Genomic DNA, 25549 nt, shown 5'->3' with positions numbered 1-25549 from the left:
CGGCGATTGTGCCGAAGGCGCACGCTTCTGGGGCTCAGTCCAGCGTGCGTGGTTTGAATCGCCGGTCGTCGTCGAACAAAAACGTCTCGGTAAAGCGACGGGCCTCATGCATATGCCTCAAGTCGCCAAAGGGCGCGGCACGCTTGACGGCGTCGATGGCGAGCTGGATGGTGTCCTGCGCCTGACTGGGGCGGCGGAGCACCTCGATGCGCCGGATGTGGCCGTCGGGCAGCAGTTCGATCTCCAGCACGGGGATGGCGAGCAGCGGGTCCGGCGGCTTGCCCAGGTAGACCTTGCCCGGATTGGCCGCGACCAGCCGCTGGGCCGCATGGCGGCGCAGTTCAGCGGCCGTCCTGATGATGGGCTGTACGCCGACGATGGTGGCGTCGGGCTTCTTGGCAGGCGCGGCAGCCGGTGCGGGCGGCGGGGCCGGGCGTGCGCCAGGCTCCACGGGCGGGCTGGACGGTACGCTGCAGCTCGCCACACTGACGATGCCAAGCCAGGTGCCGATGCGGCGCCACAGTCGCCGCGCAAGATGGGGGGAATTGGTCATCGCAAGGCTCGGTAGATTTCGTCGGCCAGTTCGCGCGAGATGCCTTTCACGCTGGCCAGGTCTTCGACGCTGGCATCGGCAACGCCGCGCACACCGCCAAAACGTTGCAGCAACTGGGCGCGCTTCTTGGGGCCAACGCCCGGGATGTCTTCAAGGCGTGATCCGCCGACGCGTGTGCTGGCGCGCTTGGCGCGCATGCCGGTGATGGCGAAGCGGTGCGCCTCGTCGCGGATCTGGGCAATCAGCATCAGGGCCGCCGAATCGCGCCCCAGGTAGACCTTCTCGCGCCCATCGGCAAACACCAGCTCTTCGAGGCCGACCTTGCGGCCCTCGCCCTTTTCGACGCCGGCGATGAGGGACAGATCAAGCCCGAGCTCCTCAAACACCTCGCGTGCCATCGAGACCTGGCCGCGCCCACCATCCACCAGCACCAGGTCGGGCAATCGAGCCTGATTGGGCCCGGTGCCGGCCTGGGCGGCTTCGGCCAGCTTGCTGTAGCGACGCGTCAGCACCTGGCGCATCGCGGCATAGTCGTCACCGCCGGTGATGCCCTCGATGGTGTAGCGGCGGTACTGGCTGCTTTGCATCTGGTGGCCTTCAAAGACCACACAGCTTGCCATCGTTGCCTCACCCGCAGTGTGGCTGATGTCGAAACATTCGACACGAAACTTATCCAGCTCGGGCACGGGCATGTCCAAGGCATCCACCAGGGCGCGTGTGCGCGCTTGCTGGGAGCCCTCTTCGGACAGCAGGCGGGTCAGCGCAAGTTCCGCCCCGGTCACACACATGTCCAGCCAGATACGCCGCTGGCCGCGCGGCTGGGCCTGCAGCGTCACGCGGCTGCCGGTCTGCGCCGCCAGCGCATCGGCCAGCTCCTCTTCCACCGGCTCGCTGATCACGATGAGTTGAGGCACCGGCGAGGCCAGGTAGTGCTGGGCAATGAAGGCTTCCAGCACCAGGCGCTCGGGGCTGTGTACAGGTTCGTCGTCCAGGTGCAGTGCGGTGGCATCGTCCACATGCTTCGGGAAGAAGGCCCGGTCGCCCAAATGCCGGCCGCCGCGCACCATGGCGAGGTTGACGCAGGCCCGGCCCCCCTGCACCTTGACGGCCAGGATGTCGACGTCGCGCTCACGGCCCGTGGCCGAGCTTTCTTCCACCACCTGTTGCTGCAGCACGCGAGACAGCGACTGGATCTGGTTGCGCAACTCGGCCGCCAGCTCGTACTCGTAGCGCTCGGCGTGGGCCATCATCTGCGCTTGCAGGCCGGCCAGCACCTCGTCGGTCTCGCCGCGCAGGAAGCGCGAGGCATTGGCGACATTGGCGGCGTACTCGGGCGTCTGGCCGTCGGGCACGCAAGGCCCCGAGCAGCGCTTGATCTGGTGCAACAGGCAGGGACGGCTGCGGTTGTTGAAGACGCTGTCCTCGCAGGTGCGGATGCGGAAGACCTTCTGCATCAGCTGGATGGCTTCCTTCACCGCCCAGCCGCTGGGATAGGGGCCGAAATAGGTGTGCCGCTTGTCCACCGCGCCCCGGTAGTAGCTCATGCGCGGATAGGCGTGGCCGCTGAACTTCAGATAGGGGTAGCTCTTGTCGTCCCGGAACAGGATGTTGAAGCGCGGGTTCAGCGTCTTGATGAGGTTGTTCTCAAGCAGCAGCGCCTCGGCTTCGGTGCGCACCACGGTGGTCTCGAGCCTGGCGATGCGCGCCACCATCATGCCGATGCGGGTGCCGGCATGGTTCTTCTGGAAGTAGCTGGAGACGCGGCGCTTCAGGTCCTTGGCCTTGCCCACGTAGAGCACCTGATCTTGCGCATCGAAGTAGCGGTACACGCCCGGCAGGTGGGGCAGCGCCAACACCTCGGCCACGATGCGCTCGCGCTCCAGCCGGGCGGCAGCCTCCACCTCCTGCACGCGCGCAGCCTCGGCCGCCTCGATCTGGGCACGCTCGGCCGCCCAGGCGGCCTGGGTGGCAGCGCCAAGTTCGGAATCTGGCGGGGGCGGGTCAGTAGGCTCGGCCATGGGGCCGCATTGTGTCGCCGGACAATGTCAGCCCATGGCCGTAGCACCTGCCTCCCTGCCCCAGCACTGGGACATCTTCTGCCGCGTCATCGACAACCATGGCGACCTGGGCGTTTGCTGGCGGCTGTGCCGCGAGCTGGCCGCGCGCGGTGCGCAAGTGCGGCTCTGGGTTGACGACGCCTCGGCACTCGCCTGGATGGCGCCGGGGCGGCATGAGGGCGTCGAACTGCGCGCTTGGCCTGCGGCGGCCGACTTGCAGGGCCTCACACCGGGCGATGTCGTGGTCGAAGCCTTCGGCTGTGAACTGCCGGCCGAATTCGTCTCGCAGATGGCTCAGCGCACTCCAGCACCCCGCTGGATCAACCTCGAGTACCTGAGTGCCGAGGACTATGTCGAGCGCAGCCACGGCCTGCCCTCCCCGCAGTTCAACGGCCCGGGGCGAGGGCTGGTCAAGCACTTCTTCTACCCCGGCTTCAGTGCCGGCACCGGCGGCCTGCTGCGGGAGGCGGACCTTCAGGCGCGCCAAGCCAACTTCAATGCCGAGGCCTGGCTGGCTGGCCAGGGGCTGAGCCGCCAGCCGGGCGAGCGTCTTGTCAGCCTGTTCGGCTACCCGGGCGCGCCGGCCGAGGCTCTGACGCGTTTGCTCTCTGACCAACCGACCCTCCTGCTGGCCTGCCCCGGCGCGCTGCGCGACCGGCTGGCACCCGCGCCAGGCCTGCGCATCCACGCCCTGCCCTACCTGAGCCAGCCAGACTACGACCACCTGCTCTGGGCCTGCGATTGGAACTTCGTGCGTGGCGAGGACTCGTTCGTGCGTGCGCAGTGGGCGGGCAAGCCCATGGTCTGGCACATCTACCCGCAGTCAGACGGCGCCCATGCCACCAAGCTGGAGGCCTTCATGGTGCGAAGCGGCCTGCCCGCGCCCCAGCAGGCGCTGTGGCGCGGCTGGAATGGGCTGGCGCCACTGCCCGACAAGTTGCCGCCCCCCGGCGACTACGCCATGCACTGGCGCGCCGCGCTGTTGGCGCAAGACGACCTCGTCTCCCAACTGGCCCGCTTTCTGGCCGCCCTCGGCTAGAATCAAGAGCTTTGCCGCGCCGGACCGATTTCCTTTGGATTGCTGGTGCGCCCTGCCAAGCCAGATTCACCTCCGGGCCTGGCCTCAAACCTGACCGCAAACCCATGAAGATCGCTCAAGAAATCCGCGCCGGCAACGTCATCATGCACGGCAAGGACCCGATGGTTGTCCTGAGGACCGAATACAGCCGTGGTGGCCGCAATTCCGCCACCGTGCGCATGAAGCTCAAGAGCCTGCTGAACAACAGCGGCACCGAAGTCGTCTTCAAGGCCGACGACAAGATGGACCAGATCATCCTGGACAAGAAGGAGTGCACCTACTCCTACTTCGCCGACCCGATGTATGTGTTCATGGATACCGAATACAACCAGTACGAGGTCGAGGCCGAGAACATGGGCGACGCCCTGTCCTACCTCGAAGACGCCATGCCCGTGGAAGTGACCTTCTACGACGGCAAGGCCATCTCGGTCGAACTGCCGACCAGCCTGGTGCGTGAAGTCACCTGGACCGAACCCGCCGTCAAGGGCGACACCTCGGGCAAGGTGCTCAAGCCCGCCAAGATCTCGACCGGCTTTGAAATCCCGGTGCCGATCTTCGTGGCCCAGGGCGACAAGATCGAAATCGACACCCGTACGCACGAGTACCGCAAGCGCGTCTGATCGCGCTTCGCTTACTTCAGCGCCAAAGCGCCTGTCCTCTCCCGAGGCAGGCGCTTTGTTCATTCCGCGTCAGATTCTTCCGGCGCTTCGTCGATCAGGCGGTCGAAGTCCTGGACCTTGTCGCCCACGCGCGGGATCAGGGGCTTGTCCAGCGGGCGGTGGATGCGGCCATGCAGGCGCGCCAGGCGGTCAGAGTGCTCAATGGCGCGCATCACCTGCTCGGGCTTGAGCAGCATGGCGAAGGGGTCGGTCAGTGCGGCAAACGAGGTGTTCATGAGGAAGCTCCACGAGGGGGTGACGATGGGCTCACTCTAGGGATGCCACCGCGTGCTGCCCAGTCGGCCAGCTTCGGGACCGCGTGTAGGAAAAAGCCTTACGTGGCGGGCCGGACGGGCTTCAGCGCGCCTGGCCGGCCAAGCGATCCAGCTCGGCCGCATCGCGGTCGCGGCCGCTCTGGCGGGCGAAGTCTGCGGCCGTGAGGCCGAGTTCGTTCTTGAGCCGGGCGTCAGCGCCCGCCTTCAGCAACTGGGGCGTGATCTCGCTGCTCCCGTAGCGGGCCGACATCATCAGCGGCGTGCTGCCGTTGGGCGAGCGGGCATTGACCTCGGCGCCCTGCGCCAGCAAGAAGGCCGTCACGCCGCCATCCGGCCCGGATGCCGCGTAGTGCAGCGGCGACCACCCCGGCCGGTTCACCGCCGCGCCGCGCTTCACCAACGCTCGCGCGGCGGCCAGGTTGCCCCGAATGGCCGCCAGCATCAGCGGCGTCTCGCCACTGGCGTTGAGGAGGTTGGGGTCGAGCTGGGGCGAGGCCAGCAGGGCCTCCACCGCCGCGCTGGCGCCCTCGCGCAGCGCGGTGAAGATCGCAGTGCGGCCCCGTCCGTCGGGCAGATTGGGGTCGAGCCCCGTGGCCAGCAGGCGCGCGATGCTGCGCGGATCGTTGAACTCGGCAGCGAGCACCAGGTCGTCGATGGGGGCGGCTTGAGCCCCGGCAGCGCCGAGGGCCAGCAAGCCCCCAGCCAGGCAATGGCGCCGCAGCATGCTCAGTGCCCTCCAGGGGCAGGCAGCTTGAAGAGCCTTCGCGTGTTGGCCGTGGTCTGCGCAGCCAGTTCGTCCACGCTGCAGCCCAGCGCCTCGGCCAGGGCCTTGGCCACGTGGGGCACCAGGGCGGGGGTGTTCAGCTTGCCCCGGAAGGGCACGGGCGCCAGGTAGGGGCTGTCGGTCTCGATCAGGATGCGATCGGGCGGCAGGGCCTTGGCGAGATCACGCAGGTCTTGCGCGTTCTTGAAGCTGACGATGCCCGAGAACGAGATGTAGTAGCCGCGCTCGATGGCCGCTTGCGCCACCTCGGCGCTTTCGGTGAAGCAATGGAACACACCGCCCGCCTGCTCGCCGCCTTCTTCATCGAGCACGCGCAGGGTGTCGGCGCTGCTGGAGCGGGTATGGATCACCAGGGGCTTGCTCAGCTTGCGCGCGGCGCGGATGTGGGTGCGGAAGCGCTCGCGCTGCCACTCCATGTCGGCCAGGCTGCGGCCGTTCAGGCGGTAGTAGTCGAGCCCCGTCTCGCCAATGGCGACCACGCGGGGCAGCTGAGCCTGTTGCACCAGCTCGTCGAGGCTGGGCTCGCGCAGGCCTTCGGTGTCGGGGTGGACGCCGACCGTGGACCAGAGCTGGGCATGGCCTGTCGCCAGGCCGTGTACGGCCGGGAACTCCTCCATCGTGGTGCAGATGCAGATGGCTTCATCGACCTGCGCCTGGCGCATGGCGGCGAGGATGTCGGGCAACTGCTGCGCCAGCTCAGGGAAGCTGAGGTGGCAATGCGAATCGATGAACATCAGAGTGTCTGCGTCGGCTTAGATGACGACACGGACGTTCCGAGCAGTTCCTCGATCTTGACCTTGATGATGCGGGTCTTCTCGTCGCCCGGGAAGCGCACGCCCACGCCTTGGGTGCGGCCGCCGGAGGCATTGGCCGGTGTGATCCAGGCGACCTTGCCGGCCACCGGGTAGCGCTGCGTGTCCTCGGGCAGTGCCAACAGCAGGTAGATGTCTTCGCCGAGCTTGTAGTCGCGCGTGGTGGGCACAAAAAGCCCGCCATCGGTGAAGGCCGAGATGTAAGCGGCGTAAAGCGCGCTCTTCTCGCGGAACACCAGTTGGATCACGCTCGGGCGCGTGCCGCCGGTGGCGGGCGGGTTGGCCACGGTGCCGGACACCGAGGTCGGGAACTGGGTCAGGGGGCCGGACTTGGAGTTCGCTTCGGTGACCATGGAGCGAGTTTAGCTATGAGCCTGGGCCAGCGCGGCCTGCCCGGCCGTGACAAGACTCTCGATCAGCAGCCCGGCGTTGAGCGGGTGCTCGGCATGGCGGGCTGCACGGCGCAATTGCTGCTCCCAGGCCAGCAGGGGCTGGACACGGCTGCAGGCCGGCAAGGCGGCGGTGTCGAAGTACTGCCCAGGCTGGCCGTGGCAGCGGCGCAGCAGGTCGTGGCAAACGCGCTGGAGGGCATCGATGGCGCGTGGCGGCGCCCAGTCGGCCAGCGCGGCCGCCTCGCCGCGCGCCACACGCTTAGGCAGGCTGGACCAAGCCTGGGCACGCAGGCCAGCCTCGTGCCATTCGCGCGCCAGTTGTGGTCGGCCGCCTGCAGCCTTGAGCAGCGCGGGCTCGACGCCCTCGCCTGCCAGCCAGGCTTCGGCCGCGTCGGTGGGCGGCAGGGGCAGGCTCAGGCTCTGGCAACGCGAACGGATGGTGGGCAACAGGCCGGCGGGGTCGTGCGTGGCCAGCGCAAAGCGCAGCACGCCCGAGGGCTCTTCCAACGTTTTGAGCAGGGCATTGGCTGCGACGGCGTTCAGCGCCTCGGCCGGGAAGATAACGACAACCTTGGCGCGCCCCCGGGCCGAGGTGGCCTGGGCGAAGCCGAGCAGTTGGCGCACCGCATCGACCTTGATCTCGCGGCTGGGCTTGGCCTTGCCGGCCTTGGGCTCGGCGGTCTCCTCGGCCGGCAGCCCCAGGGCCTCGCGGCAGGCGGCGTCCAGGGCTTCGGGCAGCAGCAGCTGGAAGTCCGGGTGCGTGCCGGCGGCAAACAGGCGGCAGCTGGCGCAATCCCCGCAGCCGGGCTGGCGTTGGTGGACGGCAGCCGGGCTCTCGCACAACCAGCTGCGCGCCAGCAGCATGGCCAGCTCCAGTTGGCCCACGCCCGCCGGGCCCTGCACCAGCAGGGCGTGCGAATGCGATCGCTGCAGCGCATCAAGCAGCGGCGCGTCAAGCCAGGGCAGCAGCGCCTTCATGCCGGATAGCGCCGCACAAGCACGGCCAGCACCTGCTGCCACACGGCTTCGACGCTGAGGCTGGCGTCGATGCGCTCGATGCGCGCCGGATTGGCCGCTGCGCGGCGCGCAAAGGCCTCGCGGGCGCGCTCGAAGAAGACCAGCTCCTGGGTCTCGATGCGATCCGCCGTCTCGCCAGCCTGTTGCTCGCGCCCGGCGCGGCGTGTGGCGGCTTGGGCGGCGGGCAGGTCGAACCACAGGGTCAGCTCGGGCTCGACCCAGCCGTCTGGCGTGCGCTGGGCCCAATCGGCCAGGGTGTTCAGCTGCGGCTCGGGGATACCCCGACCCCCGCCCTGGTAGGCGAAGCTGGAGTCGGTGAAGCGGTCGCACAGCACGGTCTTGCCCTGGGCTAAGGCCGGCTGGATGCGCTGGACGATGTGGTCGCGCCGGCCGGCAAACATCAGCAGCACCTCGGTCATCGCGTCCATGGGTTGGCTCAGCACCAGGCCGCGCAGGGTCTCGGCCAACGGCGTGCCGCCTGGCTCGCGTGTCAGCTCGACGGTGTCGCCCCGCTGCTCAAACCACGCGGCCACGGCCGCGATGTGGGTGGATTTGCCGGCACCGTCGATGCCCTCGAAGCTGATGAATCTCGAACTCATGCAGGGGCGCTCTAGCGTCCGCGTTGGAATTTGTTGACGGCGCGATTGTGTGCGCTGAGGTCTTCGCTGAACTCACTGCTGCCGTCACCGCGAGCCACGAAGTACAGGGCCTTAGTGCTGGCAGGGTGCAGGGCTGCCTGCAGCGAGGCCACCCCCGGCATGGCGATGGGCGTGGGCGGCAGGCCGCCCCGGGTGTAGGTGTTGTAGGGCGTATCGGCCAGCAGGTCGCGCTTGCGCAGGTTGCCGTCAAAGGCCTCGCCCAGTCCGTAGATGACCGTGGGGTCGGTCTGCAGCGGCATGCCGATGCGCAGGCGGTTGACGAAAACCGCGGCGACCTTGCTGCGGTCCGCCGAGGTGCCGGTTTCCTTCTCGACGATGGAGGCCAGGATCAGCGCTTCGTCAGGGCTGCGCAGCGGCAAATCGGGCGCGCGCTGCAGCCAGGCGGTGGCGAGCTTGTCGTCCATGTGGGCCAGCGCCCGTCGCAGCACGGTGCGGTCGCTCACGCCCCGGCTGTAGGCATAGGTGTCGGGGAAGAAGCGCCCTTCAGGCGCCAACCCCGGCCGGCCCAAGGCGGCCATCAGCTCGGCATCGCTGAGGCCGGCCAAGGTCTGCTTGAGGTGTGGCGCAGTGGCCAGCGCGGCCTTCACCTGACGCCAGTTCCAGCCTTCGATCAGGCGCAGGGTCTCCAGCACCTGCTCGCCGCGCACCATCTTGTCGAGCAGGCCGCGTGGGTTGATGCCGGCCTGGATCTCGTAGCTGCCGGCGCGGATGGCCTTGGCCCGCCCGGACCACTTGAACCATTGGTAGAGCAGGCGCGCGTCGGTCTGCACGCCAGCAGCCACCCAGGCACGCGCCACCTCGGTCGGTGGCGTGCCCGGCTCGATGTTGAGCTCCACCGTGGCCGATGCCAGGGGCAGCGGGCGGTCCAGCCACCACCAGACGGAACCGGCCAGGCCGCCGGCCAGCAAAACAAGCGCGAGCAAAGCCCGCAACAACCACTTCATGCCCCCATCCCGGGTGAGCTCTCCAAGGGGCTGATGATAATTTCGGCCATGACTGCTCCTGCCCACGCACTGCCCCTGACTGACTGGGGCGTGATCCGCGCCAGCGGCGCTGATGCCGCCGCCTTCCTCCACGGCCAATTGACGCAGGACTTCAGCCTGCTGGACCGACAACATGCCCGGCTGGCCGGCTACTGCACCGCCAAGGGCCGCCTGCTGGCCACGATGGTGGGCTGGAAGGCCAGTGACGACGAGCTGCTGCTGGCCCTGCCCCTGGAGCTGCTTCCGGCCACGCTGAAGCGCCTCTCGATGTTTGTGCTGCGCGCCAAGTGCAAGCTCAGCGATGCCAGCCAGGACTTGGCGGTGTGGGGCCTGCTTGGCACGCCACCGGCCGAGGCGTGGGCGCTGCAGGCGGCGGGCGATGCGGTGCAGATCGCCTTGCCGGCCGCGCCGGGCCAGGGCCGTGCGCTCTGGGTGCAGCCCAGTGCCCAGGCCGCGCCTGATCTGCCGCGCGCCACGCCGGCCGACTGGGCCTGGGCCGAGCTTGAATCGGGCATCGCCTGGGTGCGCAGCGCAACGGTGGAGGCCTTTGTCCCCCAGATGATCAATCTGGAAGTGGTGGGGGGCGTGAGCTTCAAGAAGGGCTGCTACCCCGGCCAGGAGGTGGTGGCCCGCAGCCAGTACCGCGGCACGCTCAAGCGCCGGTTGCAGCTCTTCGAGACCGATGCCGAGGCGGCAGTGGGCGACAACCTCTTCACCGCTGCCGACCCTGAGCAGCCGGCGGGCCTGGTGGCCGGCGTGGCGCTCCGAGATGGGGTCAGCCTGTTGGCCGCCGAGGTCAAGCTCGCGGCGCTGGACGCGGGCCCGATGCACCTGCGCGCGGCCGATGGGCCGGCGCTGACGCTGCGGCCCCTGCCCTACGAGATTCCAGCGCAGGACTGAGCAACGCCGTGGCGCTGTACGTCTACTACCGGGTCCGGGAGGCTGACGCCGCTGCGGCGCTGGCCGCCTTCCGCGCTGCACGGGGTGCGTCCCTTGAGCCTCGATTGATGCGCCGCCCGGAAGGCCCGCAGGGGCTGCAGACCTGGATGGAGGTCTACGACGGCGCACCTGAAGACGCCGAGCCGCGCATCGCCGCTGCCCTGGCAGCCTGGATCAGCGGTGAGCGCCATCTGGAGCACTTTGTGCCTCTGGCCTGAGGCTCAGGTAGGCTGCACGCCCTGCTTCCTGGGGTTACCCCGCTGGGCGTTTGGCGAGGTGGCACATTAGGATAGCGCTATCCAATTCCATGCCGATGCCATCGGCTGGCGTGGACCTCCCCTTGACCCTTGGCTGCCACCGTCACCGGGCGGCAGCCCTCGCATTTGCTGGTTTCTGTTCATGACTCACTCCACTCCCGCCTTGGTTTTCATGGGAGTCGCCGGTTGCGGCAAATCCACCGTGGCCACCGCCGTGGCGTCAGCCCTGGGGCGCGACTGGATCGAAGGTGACCACTTCCACAGCGACACGAGCCGCCAGAAGATGGCGCAGGGCCAGCCGCTGACGGACGCCGACCGGGCCGGGTGGCTGGCCGCACTGGCCGGCAAACTGGCCAGCGAACCCGGCGTGATGCTGACCTGCTCTGCGCTCAAGCGCAGCTACCGCGACCAACTGCGGCAGGCAGCGCCAGACCTGCGTTTTGTCTTCCTCGACCTCGACAAAAGCGAGGCACGCCGGCGCATCGAGGTGCGCGGCGGGCATTTCTTCCCGGCTCACCTGATCGACAGCCAGTTCAACACCCTGGAGTCTCCCGTGGGTGAAGCTGGCGTGCTGCGTGTCGATGCGACCCGCCCCCTGCCTGAGCTGCAAGCTCAGATCTGCCACTGGTTACTTCAACCGCTCACGCCATGACGCACCCACCGCTCAAGAAACGCGAGATCGTCGGCTACGGCATGGGCGACATGGGGTTCAACTTCTACTGGACCAACATCTCGACCTTCCTGCTGATCTTCTACACGGATGTGTTCGGCATCACGGCAGGCGCGGCGGCGAGCATGCTGTTCATCGTGAAGATCTTCAACGCCTTCACCGACCCCATGATCGGCGCCTACGCCGACCGCATGCAGACGCGCTGGGGCAAGTTCCGGCCCTTTCTGCTCTTCATGCCGGTGCCGATGGCCATCCTCGGCGTGCTCACCTACTCGACGCCCGACCTCGGGCCCACGGGCAAGTTCATCTGGGCCACGGTGACCTATCTGCTGTTGATGACGGCCTACACCGGCGCCAACCTGCCCTACAGCGCGCTGTCCGGCGTGATCACCGGCGATGCGCGCGAGCGCAATGCCATCAATGCCTCGCGCTTCTTCTGCGGTTTTGCGGGAGGCACCCTGGTTACCTACGTGTCGCCCAAGCTCGTGATCGCGCTGGGCGGCTCGGACCCCGCGCTGGGCTGGACGCTGACCATGGTGTGCTGGGGCGTGGCAGCGGCGCTGATCTTCACCTTCACCTTCAGCGTGACGCATGAGCGCGTCAAGCCGGTGCAGGCCGCGCCGGCCACGGTCCGGCAGGACCTGGCGGACCTGCGCAACAACCTGCCCTGGATCCTGCTGTTCATCCTGGCCTTGATCATCATGCTCAGCATCACCATGCGCATGACCAGTGCGGCCTACTACTTCAAGTACGTGGTCAACCGCCCCGAGCTGCTGGCCACCTTCATGCCCGCCTATCTGCTGGCCGCTGCGGCGGGCACGGCTTGCACGCCGCTGCTCACGCGCATCTTCGACAAGCGCAAGCTGATGATCGGCCTGATGCTGATCTCCACGGTGCTGTCGGCCGCCTTCCTGTTCGTCCCCAACGACAACATCGTGGCGATGTACGTGCTGCAAGTAGCGCTGGGCCTGGCCTTAGGGCCGAAGTCGCCGCTGAACTTCTCGATGCTGGCCGACTCGGCCGACTTCAACGAGTGGCGCAATGGCCGCCGTGCCACGGGCATGACCTTCGCCGCCAGCTCCTTCGCCCAGAAGCTGGGCACGGCCGGCGCGGTGGCCGTGATCGGCGCCCTCTTCTCCTGGCTCGGCTATGTGCCCAACGCCGTGCAGTCATCCGAATCACAGGCGGGCATCGTGTGGCTGATGTCGGTGATCCCGGCCGTCTTCACCCTGCTGGCCGCCGTGATCATGATCTTCTACACCCTCGACAACCCCACCATGGCGCGCATCCAGTCCGATCTGGCCGCGCGCAAGGCCGCTACAACCTCTGCCTGAGAACACCATGCTGCTCGGTCCCATCGACGGCGGTGAACGCTACGAGCTCACCAGCCCCACTGCCCTGCCCCTGGCTGGCGGCTTCCTCTGGAACCGCCGCATGATGATCCAGATGACCTGCCGGGGCTATGCCACCGCGCAGTTCATGCAGCCTGAGCCCGCCAAGTACGCCCACGCGCCGAACCTGGAGGCCAAGACCTTCATGCAGCCGGAGCAGGCCTATTACGCGCACCACCCCGGCCGCTTCGTCTACCTGCGAGACGACGACACCGGCGAGCTGTTCTCGGCGCCCTATGAGCCGGTGCGCGCCAAGGTCGATGGCTTTCGCTTCATCACCGGGCGCCACGAGCTGGGCTGGGTGGTCGAGCACCTGGGGCTGCGCATCGAGATGCAGCTGATGCTGCCGACGGACGATGTGGTCGAACTCTGGACCGTGCGCGTCACCAACCTCTCGGGCCGGCCGCGCCGGGTCAGCGTGGTGCCTTACTTCCCGTTTGGCTATATGTCGTGGATGAACCAGTCGGCCGAGTACCGGGCCGACCTGGGCGGCGTCGTCGCCAGCAGCATCACGCCCTATCAAAAGGTCGCCGACTACTTCAAGAACCAGCACCTCAAGGACAAAACCTACTTCCTGTGCGAGCGCGCACCGGATGCCTGGGAAGCGGCACAAGCGGCGTTCGAAGGCGAAGGGGGCCTGCACGCCCCGAGCGGCCTGGCCGCGCCCTTGCTGGCCAATGGCGATGCCCGCTACGAGACGCCGGCCGCCGCCGTGCAATACCGACTGGCACTTGGCGCGACGCAAAGCGAGACCCTGCGCTTCCTCTTCGGCCCCGCGCTGGATGATGCCGAGATCGCCCAGGTCCGCGCCACCTACCTGAGCGAGGCCGGCTTCGAGCGCACGCGCGCAGCCTATGCAGCCTACGTGGACAGCGGCCGCGGCTGCGTCCAGATCGAGACGCCCGACGCTGCGTTTGACAACTTCATCAACCACTGGCTGCCGCGCCAGGTTTTCTATCACGGCGACGTGAATCGCCTGTCCACCGACCCGCAGACGCGCAACTACCTGCAGGACAACCTCGGCATGGCCTACATCGCCCCCGAGGTCACGCGCAAGGCGCTGCTGCACGCGCTTAGCCAGCAGGCCGCCACGGGCGCCATGCCGGATGGCATCCTGCTCGTGGAAGGCGCCGAGCTGAAGTACATCAACCAGGTGCCGCACACCGACCACTGCGTGTGGCTGCCGGTGTGTCTGCAGGGCTACCTCGACGAGACCGGCGACTACGCGCTGCTCGACGTGATGGTCACCGACACCAGCGGCGCCGTGCTGAGCGTGGCCGAGCGCCTGGAGCGGGCCATGGGCTGGCTCTACCAGGACCGCGATGCGCGGGGCCTGTCCTTCATCGCCCAGGGTGACTGGTGCGACCCGATGAACATGGTGGGCTACAAGGGCAAGGGCGTGTCCGGCTGGCTGACCGTGGCGGCCGCTTACGCCATGCTGCTGTGGGCTGGCATCGCCGAAGCCGCCGGGCGCAACGAGGCCGCCACACGCTGGCGCGCTTCCAGTGCGCAGCTCAATGCGGCGGCCAACCGGCATCTGTGGGACGGGGCCTGGTTTGCGCGTGGCATCACGGACAACAACGTGCCCTTCGGCATCCAGTCAGACATTGAGGGCCGCATCTACCTGAACCCGCAGTCCTGGGCCATGCTCAGCGGCGCAGCCAGCCCGGCGCAACGCGCCAGCATGCTGCAGGAGATCGAGTCGCAGCTGGAAACGCCGCATGGCGTGGCAATGTTCAACCCGCCCTACTCGCGCATGCGCGACGACGTCGGCCGCGTCACGCAAAAGCACCCGGGCTCGGCCGAGAACGGTGCCGTCTACAACCACGCGGCCAGCTTCTACATCTTTGCGCTGTACGAAACCGGCGAAAGCCACCGTGCCTACAAGCTGCTGCGCCAGATGATCCCGGGCCCCGACGAGGCTGATGTGCTGCAGCGTGGCCAGATGCCGGTCTTCATCCCCAACTACTACCGGGGCGCCCACAAGCAGTACCCGCGTACGGCCGGGCGCTCCAGCCAGCTCTTCAACACCGGCACGGCCGCCTGGGCCTACCGCTGCGTGATCGAGGGCCTGTGCGGCCTGCGCGGTTGCCGTGATGGCCTGCGCATCGAGCCGCAACTGCCGGACAACTGGCCCAGCCTGCGCGCGGTGCGGCAGTTCCGGGGCGCGCAAGTCGAGTTGCAGGTGCGGCGCACCGGCGTGCCGCAACGCCTGGTCCGCGTGGATGGCGTCTTGCAGGCGCAGCCCGTGTTGACCGGCTTGGTGGCGGGTCGCGTCTACAAGGTCGAGGTCGAGCTGCCCTGACGGGCGCTTCGCCTGCTCAAGCGCTCTGGCGCTTGACGATCTGGAAGCCGAGGTCGAGGCGGCGCTTCTCCACCTCACGGCCGCGGATCAGGTCGACGATCATCTGCCCGGCCTGCTCACCGATCTCGCGCCGCGGCGTGGCCACGGTGGTGAGCGGCGGCAACATCTGCTCGCTGCCCGGCAGGTCGTTGAAGCCGGCAATGGAAACGCGCTCGGGCACCTTGAGCCCCAAGCGCAATGCCGTCAGCAACGCGCCCTGGGCCAGGTCGTCGTTGCAGAAGAAGATGGCGTCGGTGTCGGGTGCCTCGCGCAGCACACGCTCCAGCATGCGCCCCCCCAGCGAGATCGACGAGGGCTCCGAGCTCTGGTACCAGCGGATGTGCTCGGCCAGGCCGTAATGCCGCATCGCGGCGTCATAGCCCTCGCCCCGTTGCACCGCGCGGCGGTCCAGCTGGGCGGCCACGTAGACCACGCGCTTGCGTCCCAGTTCCACCAGATGCCGCGTGATGGCAGCGCCGGCCTCTTGCTGCGAGAAGCCCACGCTGTAGTCGTCTTCGTCCTGGGCCAGCTCCATCACGTGCACGCAGGGCACGCCGCTGCCGGCGATCAAGGCCGTGGCGGCGGGCGTGCGGTCCAAGCCTGTGATGATCAGGCCCGCCGGCCGATGGGCCAGCATGCTGCGCAGCACCGCCTCTTCCTCGGCCGGGTCGTAGTGGGTGACGCCGATCAGCGTCTGGTAGCCCGCCTGCACGAGGGTGCGCTGCAGCGCATCCATCAGCTCCACGAACACCGTGTTGCTGAAGTTGGGGATCAGCACCGCCACGTGGGTGCTGCGGCTGGAGGCCAGCGCACGCGCCGCTGGGTCGGGCACATAGCCCAGGGTATCGGCGGCTTTGCGCACGCGCTCTACCAAGTCGGCCCCCACGGCGCGCTCCCCTCGCAGGGCCCGCGACACGGTGATGGGACTGACGCCCGCATGCTGCGCCACGTCAGCCAAGGTCACGCGGCCCGTGGCGCGGTTACGTTTGGCGGCGACTGGGGCGGACGGTTTACGGCTGGGCATCTTGATAGCGGCGCTTTTGGCTGGGAAGGAACTGCCGGGACTGCACATGGCACCGTCCGGCGGCTCGGGACGAAAGTCCGTGAGTGTCCCCGCAATCCACGGCCGTCAGGCTGCGTGGCTTCCCGCCAATTCAGGGCCTTGCAGCGAAACCCCAACCCCGGCTGTCAGCTCCCTGAAATGTTTAGTTGCCGCTGTTGTGTTGCGCAGACTTCTAATGACTATCCCTCATTCCAGTCTGCAAATTCGATCCCTAGGATAGCGCAATCCACCCATGGCACTGGTGTGTGCAGTTGCTTGTGTTGGGGTGGACGGGCTCAGGCCCTCACGTGGCGGGGCCATCAGACCCGCTGTTTTTTTGCAGAACGGGATAGCGCTGTCCTCCCTAGATTGCAGTCCCCCCAGGCAATCGGATGCGCCGGCCCCATCTGCTCGCTCCGCCTCAACGACCCAAGACAAGCGCTGCTCAGGCAGCGCACCACAGCAGGAGACTCCAGCATGCGTTCCCCCGGACAACTGAAGCTCATCCACCTCGCCACCCTCAGCGCCTGCGCGTTGATGGCCGGTGCAGCGATGGCTGACGCCCAAAACCCCGTCGCCCCCGAACCCGAAGCGGCTGATCAAGCCGCCGCCAAGGCCGACGAAGGCTCCAACATCCTCACGCCCGTGGTGGTGACGGGTTCGCGCATTGCGCAGCGCGGCTTCACCCAGCCAACGCCCACCACGCGACTCAATGCGTCGGACCTCGAAAAGCAGGCTCACCCGAACATCTTCCAGAGCATCGTCGAGTTGCCCGCTCTGCAAGGCAGCACCGGCCGCGCCACCTTCACCAACAGCACCAGCAGCGGCTTGCAAGGCCTCAGCTCGCTGAGCATGCGCGGCCTGGCCCCGATCCGCACCCTGACGCTGCTGGACGGCCAGCGCGTGGTGCCGGCCAACGTCACCGGCGTGACCGACATCAGCCAGTTCCCGCAGATCCTCATCCAGCAAGTGGACGTGGTGACCGGCGGTGCCGGCGCGTCCTATGGCTCTGATGCCGTGGGCGGCGTGGTGAACTTCATCACCGACAAGCGCTTCAAGGGCTTCAAGGCCAACATCGAAGGCGGCCAGACCAACTACGGCGACGACGAAACCGGCGCGCTGCAGATGGCCTGGGGCCGCAGCTTCATGGACGACCGCGCCCACATCACCGTGAGCGCCGAAGTCGTCCGCGAAAAGGGCGTGCCCTCGCCCCGCTTCGGTGGCATTGGCGCCAACGGCCGTACCTGGTTCAACAACCCGGCCTGGCAACAGCGCCCCACCAGCCAAACGACCGACGGCAAGCCGCAGCTCTTCGACATCCGCAACGCCCAGCAGTTCCAGTACTCCAAGTACGGCCTGATCACCCAAGGCCCGCTGCAAGGCACGGCCTTCGGCAAGGACGGCGTGCCTTACCAGTTCCAGTACGGCTCCAACGGCGTGCCCAACGGCACCGGCGGCGTCACCGGCTGTATCACCCCGTTCTGCGTGGGTGGTGATCTCTCCGGCACCATCGGTGGCGGCACCACCATGGGCATGGACCTCAAGCGCCAGGTCCTCTACAGCCGCGCCAGCTATGAGCTGGACGACGACACCGAGGTCTACTTCACTGTCAACCTCGCCAAGACCGATGCCCGCAACACCCCGAACCCCGGCTCGCCCAAGCTCGACAACCTGACCATCCAGTGCGAGAACCCCTACGTGCCGGCCTCGATCAAGCAGGCTTGCGTGGACAAGGGCATCACGAGCTTCAAGTTTGGTACCGCCTACGGCAACCAGCCCAAGGACATCGAAGTCAATCCGGTGCGCGAGCAAAAGCGCTTCGTGATCGGTGCCAACGGCAAGTTCTCTGGCCTGGGCACGACCTGGTCCTATGACAGCTACCTCGAGCACGGCGAGAACCACATCGATCTGAAGGTCAGCAACATCATGCTGAACCCGCGCTTCAACCAGGCCATCGATGCCATCAAGCTGCCCGACGGCAGCATCGTCTGTCGCAACCCGGTGGCGCGTTCCTCGGGCTGCTTGCCGCTCAACATCCTGGGCGATGTGGTGCAAGACGCCGGCGCCCTGGCCTATGTGTTCCCGGCCGTCGGCCCGCGCCAGCTCTCGACGCAGCGCCAGACCGTCGCCAGCTTCAACGTCAACGGCCAGCCCTTCTCCAACTGGGCCGGCCCGGTTGCCGTGGCGCTGGGCGCCGAAGCTCGCAAGGAAGGCTACTGGGTCACCGGCGACCCGTACGGCAACGGCGTCTATCCCGCCACGCCCAACACGGCCGAGTACCCCGCTGACCCGCTGCTGAACACCTCGGTGGGCAACAACTGGTTTGCCGGCAACTACCACGCTGCGGTGGGTGCCTACAACGTCGAGGAAGGCTTCGTGGAAATGAACGCCCCCTTGTTCAAGTCGGATCGCATGGGCGATGCCAACCTGAACGTGGCGGTGCGCCGCACCCAGTACAGCACGGCCGGTGGCATCACCAGCTGGAAGGCTGGTTCCACCTGGAAGACTGGCGTTGATGGCCTGCGTCTGCGCTACGTGATGTCGCGCGACGTGCGTGCCCCCAACCTGTCTGAACTGTTCGCCGCCCCGGTGGTGATCAACCAGGCCGTCAATTACCTGGGCAACACCTACAACGTCCAGCAGCGCACCATCGGCAACGTCAACCTGCGCCCTGAGCTGGCTGACAACAAGAGCATCGGCCTGGTGTTGGCCAACCCGAAGTGGGCCCCTGGCCTGAGCCTGTCGTTCGACTACTACGACATCAAGCTCAAGGACGTGATCTCCACCTTCGGCGCCCAACAGCAAGTTGACCTGTGCGCCGCCGGCAACCAGGAGTTCTGCGCCGCGATGGACCTGGTCAGCCCCGTCAAGTACGTGCAGCTGCAGGCCTTCAATCTGGCCAAGATGCGCAACAAGGGCTACGACCTCGAAGGTCTGTACCGCTTCAGCCTCGCCGGCATCGGCATGCCCGGCAAGGTCACGCTGCGTGGTCTGGGCACCCGGACCAAGAGCTTCCTGGTCACGTCCGGCATCATCGGCACCATCCCGGCAGAGCGTGCGGGCGTCAACCTCGGCGACACGCCGAAGTGGAAGGCCCAGTTCTCGCAGACCTGGGAAGGCGAAGTGGTCAGTCTCTCGTTCGCTCAGCGCTACATCAGCAAGGGCGTCTACAGCAACGAGTTCATCGAGTGCCAGACCAACTGCCCAGTCTCGACGGCTCAGCACCAGACCATCGACAACAACCAGATGAAGGGCGCGACGTACTTTGATCTGTCGGGTAGCTACAAGATCAACAAGAACATCACCGCCTACTTCAAGATCGACAACGTCACCGACGTCACCCCGCCCAACGCCCCCGGCACCAACACGGGCTATGGCGTGAACCCCTCGCTGTTCGACGTGCTCGGCCGCGTCTACCGCATCGGCGCTCGCCTGAACTACTGATCGGAGCCACGGGGCCACAAGCCCCGCTTGGCTGCCATGAAAAAGGCCTCCCACGGGAGGCCTTTTTCTATGGGGCCGACGCCGCGTGGATCAGGTGCCGCAGACCGCCTCGCCCTGGTCGAACACGATCTCCCAGCCACCGCCCGCCTTGCGCCTCCATGTCGAGTGGAAGCGGTTGATGAGCTTGCCCTCGGGGTTGTAGACGGGCCCGCTGCTGTAGGCCAGCTCGCCCGTGGGCGCCAGCATCACGAAGTCCGGCTTCCAGCTGAAGGGGGCCTTGGGCCCCTCGAAGAACGGCAGCCAGACCTTCATCACCGCCTCGATGCCCATGGCCGGGTTGCGGCCCATGCCGAACACCGTGTCGGGCGCCAGGAAGCTCTGGAAAGCCTTGGGGTCACGCGCCGCCATACTGGCCGCAAAAGCCGTCTCGGTGGCCGTCACCTCGGCCTTGCGGCGGGCCTGATCCTCGGGGCTCAGCCAGGCAGGCGCTGGCGTGGAGGCTGCGAGCGCAGCGCCGGGCAAGGTGGAGGCGAGCAAGGCGTGACGACGTTTCATGAACGGGCTTCCCTTCAAAAGGCGGCAATGCCGGTCTGCGCCCGGCCGAGGATCAAGGCATGGATGTCATGCGTGCCCTCATAAGTATTGACGACTTCCAGATTGACCATATGCCGCGCAATGCCGAACTCGTCGCTGATGCCATTGCCGCCCAGCATGTCGCGCGCGGTGCGGGCGATCTCCAGCGCCTTGCCGCAGGAGTTGCGCTTCATGATCGAGGTGATCTCGACGGCCGCCGTGCCCTCGTCCTTCATGCGCCCCAGGCGCAAACAGCCTTGCAGCCCGAGGCTGATCTCGGTCTGCATGTCGGCCAGCTTCTTTTGCACCAGCTGGTTGGCGGCCAGGGGCTTGCCGAACTGCGTCCGGTCCAGCACGTACTGCCGGGCCGTGTGCCAGCAGCTCTCGGCCGCGCCCAGGGCGCCCCAGGCGATGCCGTAGCGGGCCGAGTTCAAGCAGGTGAACGGCCCCTTGAGCCCCGCCACCGTCGGGAAGGCGTTCTGCTCGGGGCAGAACACCTTGTCCAGCACGATCTCGCCGGTGATGCTGGCCCGCAAGCCCACCTTGCCGTGGATCACCGGAGTCGAGAGCCCCGCCCAGCCCTTCTCCAGCACATAGCCGCGGATCTGACCGCCGTCGTCCTTGGCCCAGACCACGAAGACATCGGCAATCGGCGCATTGGTGATCCACATCTTGGCGCCCGTCAGCTCATAGCCGCCCGGCACGCTGCGCGCCCGTGTGACCATGGAACCGGGGTCTGACCCGTGGTCGGGCTCGGTCAGGCCAAAGCAGCCAATCCACTCGCCGCTGGCCAGCTTGGGCAGGTACTTCTGCCGCTGCGCCTCGGTCCCGAACTCGAAGATCGGCAGCATCACCAAGGAGGACTGCACGCTCATCATCGAGCGGTAGCCCGAGTCGATGCGCTCCACCTCCCGGGCGATCAGCCCATAGCTCACGTAGTTGAGCCCTGCCCCGCCGTAGGCCGCCGGGATCGTTGGCCCCAGCAGGCCCAATGCGCCCATCTCGCGGAAGATGGCCGCATCGGTCTTTTCGTGCCGGAAGGCCTCCAGCACACGGGGCTGCAGCTGCTTGCGGCAGTACACCGCCGCAGCCTCGCGCACCATGCGTTCGTCGTCGCTGAGCTGCTCATTCAACAGCAGCGGGTCGTCCCAGTGAAAAGCGGGCTTGGCTGGCATGACAACTCCGTTGGGCGCAACGCGCGCCTTCGCCTCATTGTGCGCAAGTCCTCGGCTGGAGCCCGCCGCCCGCGAGTCTGCCCGTTTGCACGGCGACGCCTAACGACCTAGGGGGGCGGAGCCGCGGACTTGCTGGGGTAGCCTCGTAGCCATCCCAGCAACTCCAAGATGCAATTCATGCGGTTCAATCTCTCACAGCGCTTGTCGTCTCTTGTCCGCTCGCTGGCCGCCTCGGCCGTGCTTGCGCCCCTGAGTGTCTGGGCCGCAAGCTCAACGTCGGTCAGCGTTGAAGACGGATTGCGCTCCCACACGGGGTCCAATGGCATCGTCTTTCGCCAAGGTGCGGGCGTGGCGGGCGGTGCCTCGGGTGTTCACCCGAGCCGCAGCGAGAGCTGGATTGAGAGTGCCTACGGCATGGCATACGCGCGAGCCGATCTAGCCACCGCCTCCATGCATGCCGAAACCAAGTCAACTTCGAGCTGGGTTCCGCCCAGCGTCGAAGGCTCTTCCGCGACCACCTCCATGAGTGACCATCTTTACTTCGACGTGCTCGGCGCCGATGCCAACACCGTCACCGCCATCGAAGTGATCTGGCGCCAGACAGGCTCGATCTCGGCACAGCTCAATGCGGGTTGGGCAGGCCAGTTGAGCCTTCAGGGCAAAGGCGGCGGTTTGGCGATGGAGCGCCGCGTCCGGTTCGATGGCACCCCGGGCAAGAGCCTTCTCGATCAAGACAAGCTGAGCATCGTGGCCCCCGACATGAGCCGGATCACCTTCGAGTCTCTCCCCTGGACCACGACGGGCGACGTGAACGGGGAGTTCGTGGCGCACGGTTGGATGCATATGGTGGGCGTCCGGCCGGACTTTCTGATGAAAGCCTCGTTCACCACGTTCAGCGCGCTGGGGTCGTCCACCGACTTCGCCGCCTCGGTGCACCTGAGCTTCATCCTGCCGCGCAACGTCACCATGACGAGCGCCTCGGGCACCTTCATGACCGCCGTGCCTGAGCCCACTACGGCCGCACTGTTCGGCCTCGGCGCGCTCGGTCTATTGCTCGGTCTTTTGCTCGGCCGCCGCAAGGCCGGCTGTCAGCCGACCCCGAGATAGCGCGTCCAGACCTCGGGCGCAGCTTCCAGCTGGGCCGAGTTGCCCGCCCACACCACGCGGCCGCGCTCCAGCACCTGGTGCTGGTCGGCCAGGGCCATCAGGCGGTGCACGTATTTGTCGACCACCAGCAAGGTCTGCCCGGCCTCGCGCAGGGTGCGCAGGCAGGCCCAGATCTCTTCGCGGACCAGGGGCGCCAGGCCCTCGGTGGCTTCGTCCAGGATCAAGAGCTTGGGGTTGGTGACCAGGGCGCGGCCGATGGCCAGCATCTGCTGCTCGCCGCCCGAGAGCTGGCCGCCCAGGTGCTGCTTGCGCTCGGCCAAGCGCGGGAAGAGCGCGTAGACCTGCTGCGGAGTCCAGACGTTGCCGTGGCGGGTGGACGCAAAGGCCACCAGGTGCTCGTGCACGCTCAGGTTCGGGAAGCACTGCCGCCCCTCGGGCACGATGGCCAGCCCCAGGCGGGCGATGCGGTCGGCGCTCCAGCCCGTCACATCCTGCCCCGCAAAGCGGATGCGCCCTTGCGCCGGCGCGAGCCAGCCGCACAGGCTGCGCAAGAGCGTGCTCTTGCCCATGCCATTGCGGCCAAGCAGGGTCGCGGCGCCGCCGGCTTGCAGCTGCAGGTCGATGCCGAACAGCACCTGACTGCTGCCGTAGGCGGCCTCCAGGCCTTGCACCTCCAAGAGCGCGCTCAAGGCAGGGCCTCCAGTTCATCCCCCAGGTAGGCACGCAGCACCTCGGGGTGGGCGCGGATGGCCTCGGGCGTGTCGCTCACGATCACGCGGCCCGCCACCAGGGTGGTGATGCGGTCGGCCAGCCGGAAGACGGCATCCATGTCGTGCTCCACCAAGAGCAGCGTCGTCTCACGCCGCAGCGTTTGCAGCAGCGCCACCATGCGGGCCGACTCCTCGGGGCCCATGCCCGCCAGCGGCTCGTCCAGCAGCAGCAAGCGGGGCCGCGCGGCAAGGGCCAGGCCCACTTCGAGCTGGCGCTGCTCGCCATGGGCCAGGCTGCCTGCGGCTTGGGCCGCGCGCTCAGCCAGGCCCACGCGCTCGAGCAAGGCCAGGGCCTCGTCGCGCGCGGCTGTGTCCTTTTCCGCAGCACGCCAAAAAGCCGCGCCCGGCCGCCGCGCCTGCACGGCCAGGCGCAGGTTGTCGAGCACGCTGAAGCGCTGGAACACGCTGGTGATCTGGTAGGACCGCACCAGCCCTGCCCGCACCCGCGCCGGCATGGGCAGGGCCGTCAGGTCTTGCCCGTCGAAGTGGATGCGCCCTGCATCCGGCCGCAGCGCGCCCGAGATCTGGTGGATCAGCGTCGTCTTGCCCGCGCCATTGGGGCCAATCAGCGCGTGCAGCTCCCCGGCGCGCACCTCGAAGCTGGCGCTATCGGTCGCCGCCAACGCGCCGAAGCGTTTGACCAGGCTCTCCACGCGCAGCAGGGGTTCAGCCACGTCGCACCTTGCCCAACCAAGCCGCGATGCCCTGCGGCGCCCACAGCACCACGCCCAACAGCACTGCGCCCAACGCCATCTGGCCATGCAGGGTCAGGCTGGCCAGGCCCTCCTCCAGCCCCAGCAGCACGGCCGCGCCGATGAGCCCGCCCCAGAGCGAGCCCGTGCCCCCGAGGATGACCATCACCATCAGCTGCCCCGACTGCGACCAATGCAGCATGTGCGGCGTCACCAGGCCATTGAGATTGGCCAGCAGCGCCCCCGCCAACCCTGCCACACCGCCGGCGATGACGAAGGCGCCCCACTGCACGCGGCCCACCGGGCTGCCCAGAGCGGCCATGCGGGTCTCGTTCTCGCGGCTGCCTTGCAGCAGCCAGCCAAAGCGGCTGTTCAGCAGCGCGCGCAGCCCCGCCAGCACGCCCACCAGCAGCACCAGGGCCACGGCGTAGAGGTGGCTGTCGCTCTTGAGGTCCAGCCCGAGGCCCAGCTGAGAGCGGGCGGCCAGCGGCAGGCCGTCATCGCCGCCATAGGCCTTGAGCGACACGGCCAGGAAGTAAAACATCTGGGCAAAGGCCAGCGTGATCATGATGAAGTACACGCCCCGCGTGCGCAGGCTGACAAAGCCCACCAGACCCGCCGCCAGGCTGCTCACGCCCACGGCCAGCGGCCAGGCTACGTAAGCCGACGTGAGCCCCGCATCCGCCGCAATCGCCACCGTGTAGGCGCCCAGGCCCACAAAGGCCGCGTGGCCGAACGACACCAGGCCGCCAAAGCCGAGCACCAGGTTCAAGCTGCTGGCGGCCATGGCCAGGATGAGCACGCGCGTGAGCACGCCCGTGTAGAACTCCAGTCCCAACGCCGCCAGCACAGACGGCAGCGCGGCGGCCACCAGCAGTAGCGGCCAGAGCCAGCGGCCCGGGCCCGCGTGGTGCAGCGACAGCGGTGCGCTCTGGGATGGCTTCATCCGCGCGCCGGAAACAGGCCCTGGGGCTTGAAGAACAGCACGGCCGCCATCAGCACATAGGTGAGCAGGCCCGCCAGCGCCGGCCCCACGCTGGAGGCTGTCTCGGGTGCCAGCACCTGGCGCAGGAGCGCTGGCAGCAGCGTGCGGCTGGCCGTGTCCACCAGGCCCACCAGCAGCGCGCCCACCAAGGCCCCGCGGATGGAGCCGATGCCCCCGATCACGATCACCACAAAGGCCAGGATCAGGATGCTCTCGCCCATGCCCACCTGCACCGCCAACAGCGGCCCGAGCAGGCTGCCCGCCAACGCGCAGAGCAAGGCACCAAAGCCGAACACCGCCGTGAAGAGCCGCCCGATCGGCACGCCCATGGCCAGGGCCATCGCGCGGTTGGACGCCCCGGCGCGCACCCACATGCCGATGCGCGTGTGCGTGACCAGCCCATAGAGCAGCAGCGCCACGCCCAAGCCCACGCCGATGATCAGCAGCCGGTAGGCCGGGTAAAAGAGGCCCGGCAGCAGCTCCACCGGCCCCGACAGCGCCGCCGGGGTGTTGAGCATCAAGGGCTGCTCGCCCCAGACCATGCGCACGCCCTCGTTGGCCATCAGGATCAGAGCAAAGGTGGACAGCACCTGGCTGAGGTGGTCCCGCTCATAGAGCCGCCGCAGCAGGCTCATTTCAAGCAACATGCCCAACACCGCCGTGCCCGCCAGCGAGGCCAACACGCCCACGGTGAAGGAGCCACTCGCCTGCGCCACACTCGCCGCCAGGTAGGCCCCCACCATGTAGAGCGAGCCATGGGCCAGGTTGATCATGTCCATGATGCCGAACACCAGCGTCAGGCCGGCGGCCAGCAGGAAGAGCATGAGCCCGAACTGCAGGCCGTTCAGCAGCTGTTCGGTGACAAGGATCCAGTCCAAGGCAAATTACGGG

25 protein-coding genes are annotated in these 25549 nt (G+C 67.6%); 9 read left to right on the top strand and 16 right to left on the bottom strand.

Features of this window, described 5'->3' with window-relative positions:
• Nucleotides 1-34 precede the first annotated feature (34 nt).
• Both ABDJ85_RS13745 and uvrC read right to left on the bottom strand, forming a co-directional pair.
• Nucleotides 35-553: a hypothetical protein gene (locus ABDJ85_RS13745; protein ID WP_347705350.1), complete on the bottom strand. Its 519-nt coding sequence runs from the start codon at nucleotides 551-553 to the stop codon at nucleotides 35-37.
• The gene (gene uvrC, locus ABDJ85_RS13740; protein ID WP_347705349.1) at nucleotides 550-2571 is read right to left on the bottom strand and encodes an excinuclease ABC subunit UvrC; all 2022 of its coding nucleotides are present in this window, start codon (nucleotides 2569-2571) and stop codon (nucleotides 550-552) included. The genes ABDJ85_RS13745 and uvrC overlap by 4 nt, the downstream gene beginning before the upstream one ends.
• A gap of 34 nt (nucleotides 2572-2605) precedes the next feature.
• Here uvrC and earP point away from each other — a divergent pair, with 34 nt between their 5' ends.
• Both earP and efp read left to right on the top strand, forming a co-directional pair.
• On the top strand, nucleotides 2606-3649 hold the full coding sequence (gene earP / locus ABDJ85_RS13735) for an elongation factor P maturation arginine rhamnosyltransferase EarP (RefSeq protein ID WP_347705348.1): 1044 nt from the start codon (nucleotides 2606-2608) through the stop codon (nucleotides 3647-3649).
• 104 nt (nucleotides 3650-3753) lie between these two features.
• Entirely contained in the window at nucleotides 3754-4308 is a 555-nt protein-coding gene (efp, locus tag ABDJ85_RS13730) for an elongation factor P (protein WP_347705347.1), read from the top strand.
• Between the two features lie 59 nt (nucleotides 4309-4367).
• On the opposite strand, the gene ABDJ85_RS13725 is transcribed toward efp, so the two are convergent.
• The 7 genes from ABDJ85_RS13725 to mltG all read right to left on the bottom strand — a co-directional run bounded on the left by ABDJ85_RS13725 (nucleotide 4368) and on the right by mltG (nucleotide 9230).
• Nucleotides 4368-4583 (bottom strand): hypothetical protein, encoded by a 216-nt coding sequence (locus ABDJ85_RS13725; protein WP_347705346.1) that lies wholly within the window; start codon nucleotides 4581-4583, stop codon nucleotides 4368-4370.
• 121 nt (nucleotides 4584-4704) lie between these two features.
• Nucleotides 4705-5346 (bottom strand): ankyrin repeat domain-containing protein, encoded by a 642-nt coding sequence (locus ABDJ85_RS13720; RefSeq protein WP_347705345.1) that lies wholly within the window; start codon nucleotides 5344-5346, stop codon nucleotides 4705-4707.
• Nucleotides 5347-5348: 2 nt separating this feature from the next.
• Nucleotides 5349-6140 carry a TatD family hydrolase gene (locus ABDJ85_RS13715; protein ID WP_347705344.1) on the bottom strand — a complete coding sequence of 264 codons (792 nt, stop codon included), beginning with the start codon at nucleotides 6138-6140 and terminating at the stop codon, nucleotides 5349-5351.
• Nucleotides 6140-6571: a PilZ domain-containing protein gene (locus tag ABDJ85_RS13710; protein WP_347705343.1), complete on the bottom strand. Its 432-nt coding sequence runs from the start codon at nucleotides 6569-6571 to the stop codon at nucleotides 6140-6142. The genes ABDJ85_RS13715 and ABDJ85_RS13710 overlap by 1 nt, the downstream gene beginning before the upstream one ends.
• Before the next feature lie 9 nt (nucleotides 6572-6580).
• On the bottom strand, nucleotides 6581-7588 hold the full coding sequence (locus ABDJ85_RS13705; RefSeq protein WP_347705342.1) for a DNA polymerase III subunit delta': 1008 nt from the start codon (nucleotides 7586-7588) through the stop codon (nucleotides 6581-6583).
• Complete coding sequence (gene tmk, locus ABDJ85_RS13700) at nucleotides 7585-8226, bottom strand: dTMP kinase (protein WP_347705341.1); 642 nt, start codon at nucleotides 8224-8226, stop codon at nucleotides 7585-7587. Before tmk ends, ABDJ85_RS13705 begins: the two co-directional genes overlap by 4 nt.
• 11 nt (nucleotides 8227-8237) lie before the next feature.
• Nucleotides 8238-9230: an endolytic transglycosylase MltG gene (gene mltG / locus ABDJ85_RS13695; RefSeq protein WP_347705340.1), complete on the bottom strand. Its 993-nt coding sequence runs from the start codon at nucleotides 9228-9230 to the stop codon at nucleotides 8238-8240.
• A gap of 48 nt (nucleotides 9231-9278) precedes the next feature.
• On the opposite strand from mltG, the gene ygfZ reads away from it, so the two are divergent.
• The 5 genes from ygfZ (at nucleotide 9279) to ABDJ85_RS13670 (ending at nucleotide 14831) form a co-directional block, all read left to right on the top strand.
• Nucleotides 9279-10169: a CAF17-like 4Fe-4S cluster assembly/insertion protein YgfZ gene (gene ygfZ / locus ABDJ85_RS13690; protein ID WP_347705339.1), complete on the top strand. Its 891-nt coding sequence runs from the start codon at nucleotides 9279-9281 to the stop codon at nucleotides 10167-10169.
• Between the two features lie 8 nt (nucleotides 10170-10177).
• Complete coding sequence (locus tag ABDJ85_RS13685) at nucleotides 10178-10426, top strand: DUF4936 family protein (protein ID WP_347705338.1); 249 nt, start codon at nucleotides 10178-10180, stop codon at nucleotides 10424-10426.
• A 211-nt stretch (nucleotides 10427-10637) separates the two neighbouring features.
• The gene (locus ABDJ85_RS13680; protein WP_347705337.1) at nucleotides 10638-11117 is read left to right on the top strand and encodes a gluconokinase; all 480 of its coding nucleotides are present in this window, start codon (nucleotides 10638-10640) and stop codon (nucleotides 11115-11117) included.
• Entirely contained in the window at nucleotides 11114-12469 is a 1356-nt protein-coding gene (locus tag ABDJ85_RS13675) for an MFS transporter (RefSeq protein WP_347705336.1), read from the top strand. The genes ABDJ85_RS13680 and ABDJ85_RS13675 overlap by 4 nt, the downstream gene beginning before the upstream one ends.
• A 7-nt stretch (nucleotides 12470-12476) precedes the next feature.
• Nucleotides 12477-14831, top strand: coding sequence for a GH36-type glycosyl hydrolase domain-containing protein (locus ABDJ85_RS13670; RefSeq protein WP_347705335.1), 2355 nt, complete (start codon nucleotides 12477-12479; stop codon nucleotides 14829-14831).
• Between the two features lie 16 nt (nucleotides 14832-14847).
• On the opposite strand, the gene gntR is transcribed toward ABDJ85_RS13670, so the two are convergent.
• A complete protein-coding gene (gene gntR / locus ABDJ85_RS13665; RefSeq protein ID WP_347705334.1) occupies nucleotides 14848-15894 on the bottom strand; it encodes an HTH-type transcriptional regulator GntR in 1047 nt (348 codons plus the stop codon).
• Nucleotides 15895-16389: 495 nt separating this feature from the next.
• On the opposite strand from gntR, the gene ABDJ85_RS13660 reads away from it, so the two are divergent.
• Nucleotides 16390-19356 (top strand): TonB-dependent receptor plug domain-containing protein, encoded by a 2967-nt coding sequence (locus ABDJ85_RS13660; protein ID WP_347705333.1) that lies wholly within the window; start codon nucleotides 16390-16392, stop codon nucleotides 19354-19356.
• A 90-nt stretch (nucleotides 19357-19446) separates the two neighbouring features.
• Here ABDJ85_RS13660 and ABDJ85_RS13655 read toward each other — a convergent pair whose 3' ends face one another.
• Together ABDJ85_RS13655 and ABDJ85_RS13650 are read right to left on the bottom strand one after the other, a co-directional pair.
• Nucleotides 19447-19911, bottom strand: coding sequence for a YybH family protein (locus ABDJ85_RS13655; protein ID WP_347705332.1), 465 nt, complete (start codon nucleotides 19909-19911; stop codon nucleotides 19447-19449).
• 14 nt (nucleotides 19912-19925) lie between these two features.
• Nucleotides 19926-21104, bottom strand: coding sequence for an acyl-CoA dehydrogenase (locus ABDJ85_RS13650; protein WP_347705331.1), 1179 nt, complete (start codon nucleotides 21102-21104; stop codon nucleotides 19926-19928).
• Nucleotides 21105-21281: 177 nt separating this feature from the next.
• On the opposite strand from ABDJ85_RS13650, the gene ABDJ85_RS13645 reads away from it, so the two are divergent.
• Nucleotides 21282-22211 carry a PEP-CTERM sorting domain-containing protein gene (locus ABDJ85_RS13645; RefSeq protein ID WP_347705330.1) on the top strand — a complete coding sequence of 310 codons (930 nt, stop codon included), beginning with the start codon at nucleotides 21282-21284 and terminating at the stop codon, nucleotides 22209-22211.
• On the opposite strand, the gene ABDJ85_RS13640 is transcribed toward ABDJ85_RS13645, so the two are convergent.
• Genes ABDJ85_RS13640 through ABDJ85_RS13625 form a run of 4 tightly spaced genes read right to left on the bottom strand, consistent with a single transcriptional unit; the run spans nucleotide 22193 to nucleotide 25536 of the window.
• The gene (locus ABDJ85_RS13640; RefSeq protein WP_347705329.1) at nucleotides 22193-22900 is read right to left on the bottom strand and encodes an ABC transporter ATP-binding protein; all 708 of its coding nucleotides are present in this window, start codon (nucleotides 22898-22900) and stop codon (nucleotides 22193-22195) included. The genes ABDJ85_RS13645 and ABDJ85_RS13640 overlap by 19 nt on opposite strands.
• Nucleotides 22897-23655, bottom strand: coding sequence for an ABC transporter ATP-binding protein (locus ABDJ85_RS13635; protein WP_347705328.1), 759 nt, complete (start codon nucleotides 23653-23655; stop codon nucleotides 22897-22899). Before ABDJ85_RS13635 ends, ABDJ85_RS13640 begins: the two co-directional genes overlap by 4 nt.
• A complete protein-coding gene (locus ABDJ85_RS13630) occupies nucleotides 23648-24619 on the bottom strand; it encodes a branched-chain amino acid ABC transporter permease (RefSeq protein ID WP_347705327.1) in 972 nt (323 codons plus the stop codon). The genes ABDJ85_RS13635 and ABDJ85_RS13630 overlap by 8 nt, the downstream gene beginning before the upstream one ends.
• Nucleotides 24616-25536: a branched-chain amino acid ABC transporter permease gene (locus ABDJ85_RS13625; protein WP_347705326.1), complete on the bottom strand. Its 921-nt coding sequence runs from the start codon at nucleotides 25534-25536 to the stop codon at nucleotides 24616-24618. Before ABDJ85_RS13625 ends, ABDJ85_RS13630 begins: the two co-directional genes overlap by 4 nt.
• Between the last annotated feature and the right edge of the window lie 13 nt (nucleotides 25537-25549).

The organism is Roseateles paludis (genome assembly GCF_039872745.1).
Taxonomy (GTDB): Bacteria; Pseudomonadota; Gammaproteobacteria; order Burkholderiales; family Burkholderiaceae_C; genus Pelomonas; species Pelomonas paludis.
Note: the sequence above shows the minus strand (reverse complement) of the source record. Positions and strands in the feature narration are given on the sequence as shown.